Source organism: Holdemania massiliensis (assembly GCF_022440805.1).
Taxonomy (GTDB): Bacteria; Bacillota_I; Bacilli_A; order Erysipelotrichales; family Erysipelotrichaceae; genus Holdemania; species Holdemania massiliensis_A.
In genome coordinates, this window is sequence record NZ_JAKNTK010000001.1 from 2352351 (window position 1) to 2368814 (window position 16464).

Here is a 16464-nt window from a genome sequence, read left to right on the forward strand (position 1 = left end):
ACAACTTGTTTTGATCACGAAGTTTTTCTGTTGCGAACACCCAAGAAATGCTACAATGAAATTAACTTAGAAAGGAGTCCAGGATGAGCATTTCATTGATTGATTTTCTGCAGCAGCTCACCCACAGCCTGCCCTTACTCATCACGGTGATCTTAACCATCGGCGTAATTCTGGTCAATGGCTGGACTGACGCTCCCAATGCGATTGCGACCTGTGTTTCAACACGGTCGATGTCGGCCCGCAGCGCTGTGCTCATGGCTGCCGTTTTCAATTTTTTAGGCGTGTTGTTCATGACGATGATCAACGCCACGGTTGCTCAGACCATTTACAACATCGCGGATTTCGGTTCCGATCCGCAGCAGGCATTGATCGCCTTATGCGCGGCGTTGTTTGCGATTGTCAGCTGGGCGGTGCTGGCTTGGAAATACGGCATTCCGACCAGTGAAAGTCACGCTTTGATCGCCGGTCTTTCCGGTGCTGCGATCGCCTTGCATGGCGGACTGGCTGGCATAAATGGCGCCGAGTGGATCAAGGTTATCTATGGTCTGGTTCTCTCTACGCTTTTGGGATTTGGCTTGGGATGGTTCTGTGTGAAGCTGGTTGAGATCGTTTGCCGCAGACGGGATCGGCGGCGGACCAACACCTTTTTCCGCTATGCCCAGATCAGCGGCGGCGCGGCAATGGCCTTTATGCACGGCGCTCAGGATGGTCAGAAATTCATGGGTGTCTTTCTGCTCGGCGTCTTTCTGACACAGGGACAGGCGCATGTCGAAAGCTTTGTGATCCCGCTCTGGCTCATGATTCTGTGCTCTGCCGTCATGGGATTGGGCACCAGTATCGGTGGTTATCGAATCATTAAATCCGTCGGCATGGATATGGTACGGCTGGAAAAATATCAAGGCTTTGCGGCGGATACCGCAGCCGCGCTGTGTCTATTGCTTTCCTCATTGACCGGGATCCCCGTCAGTACCACGCATACCAAAACCACGGCGATCATGGGCGTCGGGGCAGCCCGGCGTTTGTCCAATGTGAATTGGGGTGTTGTCAAAGATATGGTGATGACCTGGATTCTGACCTTCCCCGGCTGCGGACTGATCGGCTTTCTGATGGCCAAATTATTTTTCATTCTTTTTTAATGAAAGGAGTCATTTATGGGCAGACAATTTGATTATTTCCAGGCCTTTTTAGAAATGGGCCAGCATTCCCTGAAAGCTGGGGAACTCTTAAAAGAAACATTGGAAACCTATGATTCATCCGTGCTGAAAGAACGGATGGCGCAGATTCATACCGTTGAACACAGCGCGGATACGCTCAAGCATCAGCTGACAAATCAGCTGATCCGGGAATTTTTACCGCCGATTGAACGGGAGGATATCATGGAGCTGGCTGATGTCATCGACGATCTGACCGATGCGATCGAGGATGTCGTCATCCGGCTGTATATGTATAATATTCATCAGATCGACGTTCCGGCGGTTGTATTCTGTGATCTGATTATCGAATGCATTCAGACTTTGGTGGAAGCCCTGCAGGAATTTAGACATTTCAAGAAATCATCGACACTGGACAGTTTGATCACCCATATCAACGAGCTTGAAGAAAAAGGCGATCAGCTCTATGCCGAAACCATGCATGAACTGTTTTCAACTCCGCAGGATTCCCTGGCCATTATGGTCTGGATGGAAATTTATGAGCGGCTTGAAAAATGCTGCGACCGCTGCGAGGATGTTGCCAAGGCACTCAGCCGGGCGGTCCTCAACAACTCCTAAAAAAAACTCAAATTCCGAATTCATCAGGAGTTTGAGCTTTTTTTTACATTGCGGATTCCAGTCCGTTTTCATTCCAGAAACAACTCATTGAACGAAAGTCTTAAATTCCTTTTAGCCGAGAAAGGATTCAGCCTGCCACTGAACCTTTCCCTGACTGATCGTCATCCAGCTGTGCCCATCCTTGAGCTGTTCAGGAGCCAAAAGGAAACAATCCTGATCACAGATCGTAAAGTCCGGCTGCATTCCCGGTGCAATGCGACCCCTGCGGTCTTCTTCAAAGCTTTGCCAGGCTGCGTTTTCAGTCATGCAGGCCAAAGCTTCAACAAGACTGAACGCTTCTTCCGGACGATAGCCAGTTGCTTCAGGATGAAGCAGATCTTTCCGCGTGACTGCGCAATACAGATTGGCAAATGGGTTGAGGTCTTCAACCGGGCAGTCCGTGCCGAAGGAAACCTTTGCGCCAAGCTCGGCCAGCGAACGGAAGGCATAGGAACTTTGGGCAAGATCCTTTCCCACCCGTTGGGTAACAATATGCTGATCATAATGCAGAAAGATCGGCTGAACTAAGGCTGCGGTATGGGTTGAAGCAAAGCGTCGGATCAGCGCTTCATCGGTGATTTGACAATGCACAATGCCATGCCGCAGCGGATTGTCCGGCGTTTCTTGATTGACTTTCTCGAATTCATCAAGCACCATTTCAATCGCAGCGTCACCGATCGCATGACAGACACACTGTAAGCCATGCGTATGCGCCAACGTGACCAGCTCATCCAGCTGGGTGGGTGTCATCGTCGCGATGCCGCAGGTCGACGGATCATCGGCATAGGGTTTTCGCATCCACGCCGTGCGCGCTCCCAATGAACCATCGGTCAGCAGCTTCAGCGGGCCGAAAATCAGGACGTCATCCTGCGGAATTTGTTTTCGAAGCTCAAGATAACGGTTTAACGAAGCACGGTCGGTCAGCGTACACTGCAGCACAACCCGTACCGGCATCCGCCCTTCAATGCGCAGCTGCTGATAGGCGAAAAGCATCAGATCCATATTTTCGCTGGTGACATCATTAGAATGCACCGTTGTCAAGCCGGCCCGCGCCGCTGCCTTCATCGCCAACTCCAGCCGTTCCTTGATTTGCTCCACCGTTGCCGGCGGATTCAGCGAATTCAGCAGCAGCATGGCATTTTCGCGAAAGATGCCCGTCGGTGTCCCGCTGCCGTCCACATCAATCTGACCCTCCTGCGGCTGTTCCACATCCGTCATCAAACCCAGGCGCTTCAAAGCACAGGTATTGACACAAGCCACATGACCGCAAGCCCGGGTTAAGATAACCGGTAATGTTTCGCTGATGCGGTCCAGATCGTGACGGTTTAAAAGCCGGCCTTCCGCAAAATAATCATGATTCCAGCCACGGCCATGGATCACGCTGAGCTGCGGATGCTGCTGAAGATAGGTTCGGCTGCGCTCAATCAGTTCTTCAATGGAAGTCCCATTCTGCAGGTCGATATCTTGTAATTGACAGCCTTTGTTGTATAAATGCAGATGGGTGTCGCAGAATCCCGGCAGCACCAGCCGTCCGCCGGCATCGATCGTCTGATCCGCTTTTGGACATTGAGATTCGATCTCAGCGGCGCTGCCGACAGCCAAAATCTGCGCTGGATCCCAGAGCACATCGGTTGCCCAGCAATCCTTTCCTAACCAGATTTTGGCATTCCGTATTCTCGTTCGCATTGTTTTTCTCCTTTGCCTGACTTACAGGGCAGACTCATCGCAGAAAAAAATCAGCGGTCCCCCAACCTCTGATTCCAATTTCTTTCCTTCAAACAGGAATGCAGTGAGCCCCACCAAGAGTCCATGGCGATTCTAAATCACTGATTGATAAACCACTCGTCTATCAATGAAGTAATCATACACAATCTTGTAAAAAAAGTCAATTCCTCATGTAACAGTGAAAAGCCATAAATCAAACAATCATTTCTTTTCTTTCATTCATTTACATTTCTTTCAGTGCAAACTCACTGCGAATTTCCGGATAAGATCTTTTTTTCGTAGAGCTGAAACTCCAGGCTCACATGCGGCACAATCTGTTTCTGTGAAGACAGCGTCAAAAACTCTTCCCGCGTCACATTGCGGGCGGCAACGACTTCTTCCGGCTGCAGCATCAGTGCTGCAACATCAAAATCATGATCAAAGCGGTAAAGATCAACGATCGACCAGCCGCGGACAACCGTTCCGATATAGACCAGATCTTCCGGCGGACACATCAGTCCAACTTCTTCCCGCAGTTCACGGCTGGCGCCTTCCCGGCTTGTTTCCCCAGCCAGAACCGATCCGCCGCTCATTTCCCACAGGCAGCCATAGGGCTTATCCGGATGCCGTTGGGTAAGCAGAATCTCACCCTGCCGATTCACCGTCCAGATTTCCACGACCAGATGGTACTCCCCCTGTGCCAGGGGTACTCCGCGCGGATGCTGATGATCCAGTTTTTGCCGGTCCCAGGTATAACAATCCCACATTTCCATATTCTGACCTCCTTTAATTTACTGCAATGTGATTCTTTCCGCGGGCCTTCGCACAATACAGCGCCTCATCGGCATGTCGGAAACTCTGCAGCGCGGATTCTCCGCCCTGATGTTGATGAATGCCCAGGCTGATCGTCATCGACAGCTGCGGAAACCGTGTTTTCATCCGCTGATGAAAGCGTTCCTGAAGCTTCCGCATCTGGTCCTCTGCTTCTTCGTTGTCCGTGTCGCTCAGCACCAGACAAAATTCATCGCCGCCGAAACGATACGCTGTCCCCTTTCCACAGGCTTCATTCAGCAGGCTTCCCAATTCACTTAATACCTGATCCCCGTTGAGATGACCGAGCTGATCATTGATTTGTTTGAAATCATCAATATCCAGCAAAACCAGAACATAGTTTCGCTGCATTTCCAAGTCTTCAAAGCACCGGTTCAGTGCGCTGCGGCTGCCCACTCCCGTTAAGGCATCATGGCCGACCTTCTGCTGCAGGGAAAACCGTTCCATATCATGCCGGCGGCTGATCTGCTGGCGGCGGTGCTGAAACTCCAGAAGCTCCCAGCAAGCGGCAAGCGTTCCAGCCTGAACCAAAAGACAGATCAAAATATCACTAAAATAGTAAGCCGTGACAATTTTGTCCGGATCCCAGGATGGCATAAACGCACTGAACACACACAGCACCATGCCCAGCACGGCAATCGTCACCGTCAGCCGTTTACGCTCATACAAGGTTGTCAGCAGCGTCGGCAGAACAAACATCATATATACGGACGTAAAAGCGCCATGGATGACGGTAATCACAAAGCAAAGCAGCGTCATCGTGATTGCCACCATGCGGTCTTTTTGATTTTCTTTCCATTTGGGATTCTCAATGAACTTCCGGCAGCCCAGCACCAGCGCTCCATTGATGACGGTCGGCACCGCAACATAACGAAGCAGATAAGTTGGTACAGTACAGCTGATCAGCGATGCGGCATCCAAGACAAAGAACAGTAAAATCTCCGCCGTCGCCGTCCCGGCAGCCAAAACAGCGCAGACACGCCAATGCAGATTCCGCCAATAGGTTGAGAGCTGGCGTTCCTGTTTCTGAATTTCAACCAGAACTTTTTCTTCCACGCCTGAACCCTCCCGTCTTTTTTTAAGTTTATCACACTCTGCCCCCTGTCCTCAAGAAATTTTCCTGATCCTCACTTCTCGGCTGAAATCTCAAAGTCATTTTTTGGGGCTGCAAAACAAAAACTGCCGGCGTTTCACCGACAGTCTGCTGCATTTATTTTACAGGAACAACCAAGCCGTTGTAATGCTCGCTGATATAACTGCGAATCTCATCGCTGGTCAGAACATCGATCAGAACCTGCGTCTTTGCCGATGCTTCTTCCCCTTCACGCACCGCAATGATATTGGCATAGGTCTGAGCGCCTTCGGAATCCGCTTGTTCCGAAGTCAGAAGCAGATCCGTAATCTTGGCATCCAGCGCATAGTTGCCGTTGACAATCGCAAAATCCACATCGTTCTTCGTTTGAGCCACTAAGGAAGCATCAATTTCTACAATGCTGACGTTGTATGGATTTTCCACGATATCGACCGGCGTTGCTTTCAAGCCGACCCCATCCTTCAGTTTGATATAGCCTAAGCTTTCCAACAGCTGCAAAGCCCGTGCTTCATTGGTTCCGTCATTCGGTACGGCAAAGCTGCATCCGCCCTGTTCAATCACAGCCAGATCGCTGGAACGCCCGGCATAAATCCCTAACGGTTCAAAATGGATGCCTCCGGCAGAGACCAGGTGCGTGCCATGATCTTCGTTAAACTGTTCCAGATATGGATAATGCTGGAAATAGTTCGCATCCAGATCGCCTTGTTCCAAGGCTGTGTTCGGGGTTACATAATCCGAGAACTCAACAATTTTCAGCGTATATCCCTGCGCTTCAAATAACGGTTCAGCCTGTTCCAGAATTTCCGCATGCGGAGAGGTTGTTGCGCCAATCGTAATGACGACTTTTTCCTCAGGATCCTGCGGAGCTGCCGAAGGATCAGCAGCGGACGGTTTGGACGAACAGCCGGCGATCAGTCCGGCACACACCAACAGTGTGCTTAAGCGTTTCAAAGTTGTTTTCATCTTGATTTCTCCTTTAAATTTTTATAACAAAAGGCTCCCATCCTTGATTAAGGACGGAAGCCTCCGTGTTACCACCTTTATTTGCCAAACCCTCACGGATTCAGCCTCATTCAGTTCTGTCTTTTGATGAAGAAGAACTGCATCGCGCTAACGGGCGACTCCCGTCGGCAGCTACCCCTGAAATTTCAGGCTCGCGGCCGCGGCTTGCAGACCATGTTCCAACGGTTTTCCCTTCGGCCTTTCACCCTCTGCCGATCGCTTTTTCAGTTCTTCCCGCTGTACTCTTCTGCGCACTGCCTTGACTATTCTTATTTTCAAGTTCCTTTTTCTATTTTTCGGAAATCTGACGAAGCTTATTTCCAAGCTGGAATCAGAGCGCCATCATACTGATCATTGATGATCTGCGCCACGGCATCCGTCTGGAACAGTTCGCAGATTTTCTTATATACCGCATCATCCTTATCCGCCGTACGGGCCGCAATGATATTGATATAGGGATTGTCTGAGCCTTCCTGCACCGTTTCCATAAAGATCGAATCCTTATTTGGAGATAATCCGGAGTCAATCGCAATCGTACCGTTGATGAAGCCCGCGGTCACATCCGGCAGAATGCTTGGAATCGTATTGGCTTCAATTTCGATCAGTTCAATGTTGACGTTGTACTTAGTAATATCGGTCACCGACGGCGTATAGCCTTTGGACGGATCCACTTCCAGATAGCCTAAGCTTTCTAGCAGCTTGATCGCCCGGCCGCCGTTGGTAAGATCTGAGGCAATCGCGATCTTATCGCCGTCCTGAATTTCATCAATACTTGTAATTTTCTTGGAATACAGACTTAACGGTGCTAATACCGTTTCGCCGATGGCCGTCAGATCATAGCCGTTGGCTTCACAATCCTTATCAAAGTAAGCGTAGTGCTGGAAGCTGTCAATATCAATATCGCCGGCGGCCAGGGCTTTGTTGACCATCGCATAATCACTGAACGTGACAAATTCAATCGTGACGTTGTCCTTTGCCATTTCATCAATGATCGGCTGCCAATATTCATTGTTTTCTCCGATCACGCCAACCTTGACCGTCCGGGCTTCCTGGCCTTCCGGTGTAGAATTGGAATTTCCTTTTGGTGCTGAGCTGCAGCCGGCAAGAACCAGTGCGGCCAATAAACAACATAATAATTTTTTCATTTTCTTTTCCCCCTTAATGTGTTGTTTTCTTGATGATAACGTCCCCAATCGCCTGAGCGACGGTAACGAGAATCAAAATAATCAGAATCGTAACCCAGATGACATCCGGTTCGCTGCGTTGATGACCGTAGCGAATCGCAAAGTCGCCTAACCCGCCGGCGCCGACAACGCCCGCCATCGCCGTCAATCCGATTAACGAGATGAACGTGATCGTCGTTGCCCGGGCAATCGCAGGAATCGACTCTTTCAGATAGACCCGAAAGATGATCTGCAGCGGAGAATCCCCCATCGCCTGAGCAGCCTCAATCAGACCGCCGTCCACTTCGGCCAGCGCCAGTTCAATCTGACGGGAGAAAAACGGCACCGTTCCGATAATCAGCGGGATAATCGCCCCTTTGACGCCGATGCCCGTTCCCATGATCGCCCGCGACAGGAATAACGTCGCCGGCACCAGGATAATAAACGGAATTGAACGCAGGATGTTGATGATCTTATCCAAAATCCAGTAAACCGGATGGCATTCCATGATGCCCCCTCTGCGGGTGACGATCAGGATGACCCCGAAGAACAGACCGAGGATGAAGGAGATGGAACCCGACCAGCCCATCATCTGAAACGTTTCCAGAATACTTTGGATCAGCTTGGGAATCTTAACCATGACATTGGGAATTAATTGTTCCAGCATTTCAGCACCTCCACTTCAATGTTGTAATGCTTGAGCTCAGCTTCCGCCTTGCGCATCGCTTCCTCACTGCCTTCCAGCATGACGATCAAACTGCCCAAGGCCGCCTGCTGGATCACTTCGACGTTGCCGAACACGATGTTGCAGACAACGTCATATTTTTTTGACAGCTGCGAAATCAGCGCTTCCTTGGTTTCTTGAGCGCCATAAGTCAACTTCAATAACCGCTGGCCTTTGTGCAGCTGGACGATTTCCGCGCCGTTGTCGATCAGCTCGTAAATCTTAGTAATCGGATTGGTGGAATTGATGAAATCCATCGTCATCTGCGCTTTCGGATGCGAGAAGATATCGAGAATGTTGCCGGTTTCAACAACCTTGCCCAGTTCCATGACCGCTACTCGATTGCAGATTTCCTTGATCACAGCCATCTCATGCGTAATCAGAACAATCGTAATCCCCAGCTTCTGATTGACTTCCTTTAACAGCTTGAGGATGCTGGAAGTCGTCTGCGGATCCAATGCGCTGGTTGCTTCATCGCACAGCAGCACTTTCGGATCGTTGGCCAAGGCCCGGGCGATCGCAACACGCTGTTTCTGTCCGCCGGACAGCTCGGAAGGATAAGCGTTCAGCTTTTCACTCAAGCCGACCAGTTCCAGCAAATCCTTCACCTTTTTATCGATCTGCGCCTTAGTCAGCTTGCTTCCCTTTAATGGATAGGCAATGTTCTGATACACCGTGCGCGAACGCATCAGATTAAAGTGCTGGAAGATCATGCCGATCTTCTTGCGGATTTTGCGCAGCTCGGTTTCTTTCAGCTTTGTGATATCGACGCCGTCAATCCGTACCTGACCGGAAGTCGGCCGTTCCAGCAGATTGATGCAGCGGACCAGCGTGGATTTGCCAGCCCCGGAAAAACCGATAATACCGAAGATATCCCCGTCTTCGATTCTCAGATTGACATCTTTGCAGGCCTCGACATTCAGGTCCTTTGTCGTAAATGTTTTATTGACTCCGACCAGTTCTATCATTTTCCTCTTCCTTCCTTAAAATAAAAACTCCCGTCCCCAACAAGGACGAGAGTTGATTTCCCGTGTTACCACCTTAATTTACAGTCCGCTCACGCTGACTGCCTCTTCCGGTACGCGTTTGTTCAACGTTATACCGTATCACGTTAACGGGTGAATCCGTCATAGCCTAAGTTTCCCTCGGTATGCAGCTCCAAGACCATTTTCACAACGATTTTCACTGCCCTTTTTCAGCATCCGGGCTCTCTGTCCAGTTTCCATCGAAGTTACTATTCTTTTCAAAGCCTTTGTTTATGTACCTGATTATAGTTCACTCTTTTTACAGAGTCAATCTTTTTTTCAAATTTTTCTTCAGTTTCATGTCAAAGCTTGCAGAAACCCGCTGTCCAATTTACACAAAATCTGAACAGGACCTGACTTCTGCCCATTTTTTAAGCAGCCTTACAAGACATCCAGACCCAAGTATTCACGAATCAGCTCCGGATTGGAATTGACAATCAGCGAAGCCGGCAGCTGTGCAGCTGCACAGACTTCCTCGCAGCGCTGAAACTGTCCGATTGCATCGCAATAGTGAGCGTCGCTGCCAAACAGTACCGGAACGTTGTGCTGCTTGCAATATTGCAGCATCCCCAGCATATTCTCACGGCCGCCGACGCGGGAGCTTTTCGGATTCATCGAGGAATTGTTGACCTCAATTAAGGTATGCGTTTCTTTGCAGGCCAGAACCACCGCTTCCTGATCAATCGGATAGCGGGAGTCATCCGGATGGCCCAGGATTTTGACAAAGGGATTATGCACGGCGTTGATCATCGCCTGGGTATTTTCAGCTTCGGTGTGATGGGGGCCGAAGCAGGGAACATGCAGCGATGCAATCGCATAATCGAGCATTTTCAGCGTGCTTTCATCGAGATCCACATGACCTTCTACATCCATAATGTTGAGTTCCGCGCCTTTCAAGACCCGAATCCCCTGTACCAAATCCGGTACGACATGAAGATTACGGAAGTAGAACAAATGCGTGGAGCCCGGCATTTTCGGGGCATGATCGCTGATCCCGTAAATTTTTAGACCGTGCTGCTTCGCGGCTGCAATATTTTCGTTCAGCGTGCTGTAAGCATGACCGCTGACAACGGTATGGGTATGCAGATCCAAATAAATCATGCGTTGTCCTCCATATACTGCAGACTGATTTTACTGTTGAGTTCACCAAAGAAGCCAATCCGCTTGCCGCGCAAAGACGAGGGCAGCTGGCTGGAAAGCATGCTGTCAAATTCAACCTGACCGTTTTCATCCAGAACCACGACTCGGGCTACCCCGTCGATCTTCAATGTATCCAGCTGGGCGGCACCGATATACCAGTGAATGAGCGGATCGCGCAGCGTCATTTCGCGGACGTCAAGCTGCGGAAGATTCTCACAGAGGACATAATGATACTGACCGTTTTGAATGGAACCGTCAGCCAGCCACAGTACACTGGACATCTCGCGGGAATAGTTGCCTGGAATTTCAAGTGCAGGGACAGCTTCGTAATCATTGACGATTCTTAACGGATACGGAGCCAAAAGCAGATCATCATAACCCTTTTCCATCTGCACGGTAAAGGTCATCGGCACATTGCCCAGAGTCCGCTGCTGCAGGTATTCGTTGTCCATGATCCAGGTTTTGCCGGCCAAGCTCTGCCAGCCGCTGACTTTTCCTGACGGCTTCAGCTTCTGCATGAAAACCTGACGCTCTTCCTGTTGTGCGGCCGCACAGCCGGGCTGCTGGTAAACGAGATATAATTCATCTCCCTGCGGCACAAAACCAATTTTTAATGCTTCTCTTTTAAACACCTGGGTTCCGGTCGGGGCAACAAACAAACCATGATCTTCCTTCAAGCCGGAAGCTTCAGTGCGCCATCCGCCGCCAGCTTCACGAACTTCCAGCGTCAGATCGCCGTGTTCAAAACGCGCCCGCACAACCTGATCTTTATTCCCATACAGGCCGGTAATTTCGACCGGATGTACGACCGTTTTCATGGCCGCCAACGGCACCGCTTCAAATTCGGCACCCTGAGCCTTGAGAATCTCAAAGACCAGCTCTTGATTCAGTTGGGAAGCACTGCCTTCCTCGGTACACAAAACCACCGCGGCGCTCAGCTGACAGTCAGGAATAAGAAGGGAATGCGAATTGAAGCCAAAGGTCGAACCCGACTTGCACAGTGCCTGTTTCTTAAAGCCTTCAAACAACCGCATTGATACACAGTCCCAGCCCAGACCATACCGTTCTGTCGTATTGTCCGCAACAACTAACCCCTGCGGCTGCTGATCACGGTTCATTTCCGCCAAGCCCTCTGCATCAACCAGTTTTCCCTCGCGTAGCGCGTCTAGGAAAAGGCACAGATCTGAAGCCGTGCTGTAAATGCCGCCGGAGCCGATGCCATTGACATATTCCTGCGGAAAATCCAGATCAAACGGCGATTTAGCCTTGATGATTTTGCCGTCCATGATTTCATGGATCGGAAAATCCGTATGTTCCATGCCTAACGGTTCCAGAATTCTTTCATAAATAAAGGAGGAATAGCTCTGACCGCTGATGACTTCAATCAAAAGTTCAGCCAGCGAAAATCCATCGTTACAGTAAACGCTGAACTTGCCCGGCTGATCTTTCAGCTTGCTTACTGCGGCGTATTCAATTTCTTCCTTGAGATGATTGCGGTTGCGGGCGTTGGCATATTTGCCTTTGAAGCAGTTGCCCGGCAGGCCGCTGCTGTGGTTCAGCAGCATCCGCACGGTAATATTTTTATACCGTGCATCCGGCATTTTGAACATCGGCAGTTTTTTATAAACCGGCTCATCGAGCGTCAGTTTGCCTTCCTGCACCAGCATCATCACGGCTGTTGTGGTCAGCATCTTGCTGATGGAGCCGATTGAAAACATCGTTTTTGCCGTAATCTTAGCCCCTTTTGACGCAGTTTTACCGCTGCGGTAATGATAGATTTCCACGCCCTGCTGATGCACGGCAACATCCATTGCGCGGACAGAATGTTCGGTAAAAAAGGCTTCGCACAAAGCGTCCAGCTTTTGATTTTCCATTGAGTTCCTCCTCTTTTTCTATTTTCAGTATTCCTCAGCATCAAGCTGGAAATACATTGAAGTCCAAAGACCTATTTATTATACTTGGTTTACGCTTAAATCACAACCAGCCGAAAGCGTTTCCGCAGGATTTTCGGGATGATTTTTACCGGAGTTCTTAGTATAATAAAGACCATGAGGTGAACGGTATGAAAGAATTTCAAATGTTTTTCTTTGACGTCGATGGAACGCTTTTGGATAATCGCAGCCATCGGATTTCCCCGGCAGTGATTGAAGCCCTGCACACGCTGCAGCAGCGTGGCAAAAAGATCGTGATCAGTTCAGGCCGGGATGTCCATACGATCATGTCGATGCCGCAGCTGGCCGCGATCCAGTGGGATGGCTATATCTGCCGCAACGGCAGCGTTGTTGCCGACCAACATCAGAATGAGCTGTTCCGTTATTTCTTCGATCTGGAAACGATGCACAGACTTGAAGAAGTATCCCAGAAGCTCGCATCCCCCATTCAATACATGGGCCATACAGACTGGCTGAACCTGCCGCCGACCGAGGATTTCAGGGCCGCCTGCGCTTTCTTTCACCGGGATCCCAACGCGATTGAGATTCGTCCGACCTTACCCGACGAACAGGCGACCATGGCGCTGGCTTTTGACAAAGCGCAAAGCGATTATACCGAATATCGTCAGATTCCCGGGCTGACTGTGCTGCCGACACCGTTTCACTATGCCGATTTAGTCGCTAAAGGGATTGACAAAAGCACCGGCATTACATTGCTTTGTCAGCATCTGAACCTTGATCCGCGGGATACCATGGCTTTTGGCGATGGGATCAATGATTTGGAAATGCTGCAGGCTGCCGGCATCGGCGTGGCCATGGGACAGGGACGGGATGAAATTAAAGCTATCGCTGATTATGTCAGTGACAGCGTGGAAAAGGACGGCATTGTCAGTGCTTTGAAAGCTTTTGGTCAGATTTAAGCGGATCTCAGTCCGCTTTTCATTTTTTTAAAATTTATTTGACTTAGTCAAATATATGATTATAATGAAGCGTATCAGGAGGTGTCTTATGCAAGTTTCTTTTTCTTATCTGATCTGCCAGCTGCGCAAGGATTACACGGCCTTTCTGCAGTCGCGGCTGGATGCGTTTGAATTAACCGTCGGTCTGTTCCCGTATTTGATTTATCTTGAGCATGCCGGCGCCTGTACCCCCTCCGCAATGGCAAAGCAGCTGCGCCAGGATAACGGCCACATCACCCGCTGTCTGGACAAGCTGGAAAAACTGGACTGTCTGAAGCGCTGCCGCAGCGAACAGGATGGCCGCGCGTTTGTCGTATCGCTGACGAAAAAGGGCCGGCAGATCTGTCAGGAAATCACGGCGGCCAACCGTCAATGGGAGCAGCGGGCGCTCGAAAGCCTTTCAGAGGATCAGAAAAATCAGCTGAATCAGCTTTTAATTCAGGTGGTTCAGGATCTGAGGCCAGCCCGATGAAGCACGCCTGCTTAGCCCCGATTGTTATCGGCGGCTGTGAGTTCAAAAACCGGATCTTTTTCGCACCGACAACGCTGGGTTTAAAAGCGGAGGAAAAAACACGCAGGCTGAAAGCGATTGCGGCGGGTCAGACGGCGCTGATCATCCTGCCGGACATTCCTGTTCTGGGCGCCGGCAGCCTGCAGAATCATCGGACATTTGCGTCTTATCAGCAGCTCATCCAGCAGCTGCACGCGGAAGGCTGCAAGGTTTCTGCCCAGCTGCATCTGTCGGATACTAATTTTAAAGTGATGCTGAAATCCGTACCGGCGCTGATCACCCATAAGCTCAGCGCGGATCAGCTGCGCCAGAAAGTCAACGATTCTGCCGCTGTCACAGTCAACGAAATGTCGTTATCCCGAATCCAAGAAATTATTGCCGCTTTTGGCCGCAGCGCCCAACTGGCCCAAAAAGTCGGGTTCGACATGGTGCAGATTCATGGGGATCGGCTGGTCGGCAGCTTTAGTTCCTCCCTCATCAACCAGCGCAAGGATGACTACGGCGGCAGTTTAACGCATCGAATGCGGTTTGCCTTGGAAGTCATCCGTGAAGTTCGTCAGCACTGCACGCTGCCCATCGATTATAAATTAGCCGTTCGCCAGACCGATCCGGATTACGGCAAAGCCGGCGTTTGGGAGCAGGACTTGGATCCTGTGGTCAGCTGGCTGGATCAGGCTGGCGTTGACTGCTTCCACGTTGCCTTAGCTAATCATGGTGCTCTGACTGATACAATTCCGCCGGCCAATCATCCGGTTTTCTCTGGGGAAGGCTGTTTTCTCAAATTTGCGGAGCAGGTCAAAGCTCTGACAGCCAAACCGGTAATTGGCGTCGGCAGTCTGCGCCATCCGGATATGATTGATCAGGCGATTGAAAGCGGACGCATCGACGCGGCTGCCATGAGCCGGCAGCTGATCGCGGATTCTAACTGGGTTATTCAACTCATGGAAGATCATCCGGAGCAAATCCAATATTGTATCGGCTGCAATCAGAAATGTCTGCAAGGTTTGATGAATCATCAGGGAATTCATTGTATCTATGAACAGAAAGGAAGTAAAATGGAATGAAAATCGCGATTGTCTATCAAAGTTTGACCGGAAATACCCGTCAGCTGGCAGAAGCTGTCCAAGCCGTTCTGCCAAGTGAAATGCTTTTCTACATCGGAACCCCGGACGCTGAAGCGCTAAAAGCAGATTTGATTTTTGCCGGATCCTGGACTGACAAAGGGCTCTTTTCCCAACCAATGCTTGATTTTCTGGCACAATGTCACAACAAGTCTCTGGCCTTGTTTGCGACCTGCGGTTTTGGCCAGGCAGAAGAATACTATCAAGCAATTCTGCAGTGGACAGCTGCTAAAATTCCTGCTGACAATTTGATTTTAGCCAGCTTTGCCTGCCAGGGACGCATGCCTGAGTCCGTCAAACAGCGCTATCAGGCGATGCAGGCCAAAGAGCCGGATAACCCACGCTGGACTTCCTTGCTGGAAAACTATGACAGCGCTTTATCCCATCCTGACAATACCGATTTACAGCGCTGCCAACAGTTTGCCCGCGATGTTTTGACAAAAATAAAATAGAGGAAAAATCTCTCACTGACACGATGTTTGAGAGAACCAAAAAATCAGCAGAAAACAAATTTCCGCTGATTTTTTTTGATTTTATGAACGAAGATTATGCGCTTGCTTCGCACTTACACTATTTGCTTATTTTCTGCATAAACAATGCAGCACAGTTCCATCTTCCGGTTTATATATTTCGCCTTTTTCACACAACAAGACAGTATATCCGGTATCTTCTGCAAATCGGATTAATTCATTTGAATCGAAGGTTTCCCAATATATTTTTGCATCAGCATACGGATAAAATCGTCGGCCTTTCATATATTCTTTATAGTTATCCATTTCAAACCCGTAATCATGACCTGAAAAGCTCAACAAACCGTCTGTTGTTAAAACGCGTTTACACGCTGATAAAAATTCATGTTTATATTCATTGCCATAGAACAAGCCAAACGTTTGCGCCCATATAATAACGGCATCAAACGAATTATTTTCAAAAGGCAGCTGATGCCCGTCATACCATTTAAACGCAATATCATAACCTTTTTCAGACGATAACGTTGTGACTCGACTGATGACTTCATGAGAAATATCAATCCCTGTAACCACAAACCCCATATCAGACAAGACAAAAGCCTCTCTTCCCAAGCCACATCCCACGTCCAAGATTTTTGATTTTTCGGGGAAAAGCTTCGCAACGGTCAGCTCCCATTTTTTCAAACGCGAACTTTCCAAGTGCTCCATTTCATTAACATTTTCCTTTGTTTCATACCATTCGGTAACAATACTGCGCATTAGGACGTGCCTCCTATGACATAAAATAGCATCATCGTTGATAACGGAGAAATTACACCGTATATCCCATTGCCGTATAACTTAATCTTATGTGCTTCCTGTAGGCTCCGATTGAAGAAATCCGCCGAGAATTGGGGACTGCCTCATAACAAACCTTTTGTGGAAGAGGATCCCTTCTTTCAAAAGGGCTTGACCGAGAAACTGTTTTCAGTCCCGCGGCTTT

Annotated in this window: 16 protein-coding genes and 1 other annotated feature; of the genes, 6 read left to right on the plus strand and 10 right to left on the minus strand. The window is 49.5% G+C overall.

Annotated features, from left to right (window positions below):
* Positions 1 to 83: 83 nt before the first annotated feature.
* Both MCG46_RS10820 and MCG46_RS10825 read left to right on the plus strand, forming a co-directional pair.
* A complete protein-coding gene (locus MCG46_RS10820) occupies positions 84 to 1136 on the plus strand; it encodes an inorganic phosphate transporter (protein ID WP_240280017.1) in 1053 nt (350 codons plus the stop codon).
* A 15-nt stretch (positions 1137 to 1151) separates the two neighbouring features.
* Positions 1152 to 1769: a DUF47 domain-containing protein gene (locus MCG46_RS10825; RefSeq protein ID WP_240280018.1), complete on the plus strand. Its 618-nt coding sequence runs from the start codon at positions 1152 to 1154 to the stop codon at positions 1767 to 1769.
* Between the two features lie 111 nt (positions 1770 to 1880).
* Here the strand turns inward: MCG46_RS10825 and MCG46_RS10830 are convergent, their stop codons facing one another.
* The 9 genes from MCG46_RS10830 to MCG46_RS10870 all read right to left on the minus strand — a co-directional run bounded on the left by MCG46_RS10830 (position 1881) and on the right by MCG46_RS10870 (position 12364).
* Positions 1881 to 3494: an amidohydrolase gene (locus MCG46_RS10830; RefSeq protein WP_240280019.1), complete on the minus strand. Its 1614-nt coding sequence runs from the start codon at positions 3492 to 3494 to the stop codon at positions 1881 to 1883.
* A gap of 284 nt (positions 3495 to 3778) precedes the next feature.
* A complete protein-coding gene (locus tag MCG46_RS10835; RefSeq protein WP_240280020.1) occupies positions 3779 to 4285 on the minus strand; it encodes an NUDIX hydrolase in 507 nt (168 codons plus the stop codon).
* Between the two features lie 13 nt (positions 4286 to 4298).
* A complete protein-coding gene (locus tag MCG46_RS19575; protein ID WP_240280021.1) occupies positions 4299 to 5399 on the minus strand; it encodes a GGDEF domain-containing protein in 1101 nt (366 codons plus the stop codon).
* A gap of 154 nt (positions 5400 to 5553) precedes the next feature.
* The gene (locus tag MCG46_RS10845; protein WP_240280022.1) at positions 5554 to 6399 is read right to left on the minus strand and encodes a MetQ/NlpA family ABC transporter substrate-binding protein; all 846 of its coding nucleotides are present in this window, start codon (positions 6397 to 6399) and stop codon (positions 5554 to 5556) included.
* A 353-nt stretch (positions 6400 to 6752) separates the two neighbouring features.
* Positions 6753 to 7583, minus strand: a complete 831-nt coding sequence (locus tag MCG46_RS10850; RefSeq protein WP_240280023.1) for a MetQ/NlpA family ABC transporter substrate-binding protein — start codon at positions 7581 to 7583, stop codon at positions 6753 to 6755.
* Positions 7584 to 7596: 13 nt separating this feature from the next.
* Complete coding sequence (locus tag MCG46_RS10855) at positions 7597 to 8268, minus strand: methionine ABC transporter permease (RefSeq protein WP_020223767.1); 672 nt, start codon at positions 8266 to 8268, stop codon at positions 7597 to 7599.
* Complete coding sequence (locus tag MCG46_RS10860; RefSeq protein ID WP_240280024.1) at positions 8253 to 9293, minus strand: methionine ABC transporter ATP-binding protein; 1041 nt, start codon at positions 9291 to 9293, stop codon at positions 8253 to 8255. Before MCG46_RS10860 ends, MCG46_RS10855 begins: the two co-directional genes overlap by 16 nt.
* 38 nt (positions 9294 to 9331) lie before the next feature.
* Positions 9332 to 9581 (minus strand) — a binding site (T-box leader).
* Between the two features lie 150 nt (positions 9582 to 9731).
* Positions 9732 to 10451 (minus strand): phosphatase, encoded by a 720-nt coding sequence (locus MCG46_RS10865; protein ID WP_240280025.1) that lies wholly within the window; start codon positions 10449 to 10451, stop codon positions 9732 to 9734.
* On the minus strand, positions 10448 to 12364 hold the full coding sequence (locus tag MCG46_RS10870) for a serine hydrolase domain-containing protein (RefSeq protein WP_240280026.1): 1917 nt from the start codon (positions 12362 to 12364) through the stop codon (positions 10448 to 10450). The genes MCG46_RS10865 and MCG46_RS10870 overlap by 4 nt, the downstream gene beginning before the upstream one ends.
* A 188-nt stretch (positions 12365 to 12552) precedes the next feature.
* On the opposite strand from MCG46_RS10870, the gene MCG46_RS10875 reads away from it, so the two are divergent.
* From MCG46_RS10875 to bilS, 4 genes are all read left to right on the plus strand, one after another.
* Positions 12553 to 13341 carry an HAD family hydrolase gene (locus MCG46_RS10875; RefSeq protein ID WP_240280027.1) on the plus strand — a complete coding sequence of 263 codons (789 nt, stop codon included), beginning with the start codon at positions 12553 to 12555 and terminating at the stop codon, positions 13339 to 13341.
* Positions 13342 to 13429: 88 nt separating this feature from the next.
* Positions 13430 to 13852 carry a bilirubin utilization transcriptional regulator BilQ gene (bilQ, locus tag MCG46_RS10880; RefSeq protein WP_240280028.1) on the plus strand — a complete coding sequence of 141 codons (423 nt, stop codon included), beginning with the start codon at positions 13430 to 13432 and terminating at the stop codon, positions 13850 to 13852.
* Positions 13849 to 14955, plus strand: coding sequence for a bilirubin reductase (gene bilR / locus MCG46_RS10885; RefSeq protein WP_240280029.1), 1107 nt, complete (start codon positions 13849 to 13851; stop codon positions 14953 to 14955). Before bilQ ends, bilR begins: the two co-directional genes overlap by 4 nt.
* Complete coding sequence (gene bilS / locus MCG46_RS10890; RefSeq protein WP_240280030.1) at positions 14952 to 15464, plus strand: flavodoxin family protein BilS; 513 nt, start codon at positions 14952 to 14954, stop codon at positions 15462 to 15464. Before bilR ends, bilS begins: the two co-directional genes overlap by 4 nt.
* 126 nt (positions 15465 to 15590) lie before the next feature.
* Here the strand turns inward: bilS and MCG46_RS10895 are convergent, their stop codons facing one another.
* A complete protein-coding gene (locus MCG46_RS10895) occupies positions 15591 to 16241 on the minus strand; it encodes a class I SAM-dependent methyltransferase (protein ID WP_240280031.1) in 651 nt (216 codons plus the stop codon).
* Positions 16242 to 16464 lie beyond the last annotated feature (223 nt).

Bases quoted from the DNA above. Each gene is read 5' to 3' on its own strand.
- MCG46_RS10860 (WP_240280024.1), bottom strand. From the start codon at position 9,293: ATGATAGAACTGGTCGGAGTCAATAAAACATTTACGACAAAGGACCTG.
- MCG46_RS10875 (WP_240280027.1), top strand. From the start codon at position 12,553: ATGAAAGAATTTCAAATGTTTTTCTTTGACGTCGATGGAACGCTTTTG.
- MCG46_RS10820 (WP_240280017.1), top strand. From the start codon at position 84: ATGAGCATTTCATTGATTGATTTTCTGCAGCAGCTCACCCACAGCCTG.
- MCG46_RS10850 (WP_240280023.1), bottom strand. From the start codon at position 7,583: ATGAAAAAATTATTATGTTGTTTATTGGCCGCACTGGTTCTTGCCGGC.
- bilQ (WP_240280028.1), top strand. From the start codon at position 13,430: ATGCAAGTTTCTTTTTCTTATCTGATCTGCCAGCTGCGCAAGGATTAC.
- MCG46_RS10870 (WP_240280026.1), bottom strand. From the start codon at position 12,364: ATGGAAAATCAAAAGCTGGACGCTTTGTGCGAAGCCTTTTTTACCGAA.
- MCG46_RS10835 (WP_240280020.1), bottom strand. From the start codon at position 4,285: ATGGAAATGTGGGATTGTTATACCTGGGACCGGCAAAAACTGGATCAT.
- MCG46_RS10825 (WP_240280018.1), top strand. From the start codon at position 1,152: ATGGGCAGACAATTTGATTATTTCCAGGCCTTTTTAGAAATGGGCCAG.
- bilS (WP_240280030.1), top strand. From the start codon at position 14,952: ATGAAAATCGCGATTGTCTATCAAAGTTTGACCGGAAATACCCGTCAG.
- MCG46_RS10855 (WP_020223767.1), bottom strand. From the start codon at position 8,268: ATGCTGGAACAATTAATTCCCAATGTCATGGTTAAGATTCCCAAGCTG.
- MCG46_RS10865 (WP_240280025.1), bottom strand. From the start codon at position 10,451: ATGATTTATTTGGATCTGCATACCCATACCGTTGTCAGCGGTCATGCT.
- MCG46_RS10895 (WP_240280031.1), bottom strand. From the start codon at position 16,241: ATGCGCAGTATTGTTACCGAATGGTATGAAACAAAGGAAAATGTTAAT.
- MCG46_RS10830 (WP_240280019.1), bottom strand. From the start codon at position 3,494: ATGCGAACGAGAATACGGAATGCCAAAATCTGGTTAGGAAAGGATTGC.
- bilR (WP_240280029.1), top strand. From the start codon at position 13,849: ATGAAGCACGCCTGCTTAGCCCCGATTGTTATCGGCGGCTGTGAGTTC.
- MCG46_RS10845 (WP_240280022.1), bottom strand. From the start codon at position 6,399: ATGAAAACAACTTTGAAACGCTTAAGCACACTGTTGGTGTGTGCCGGA.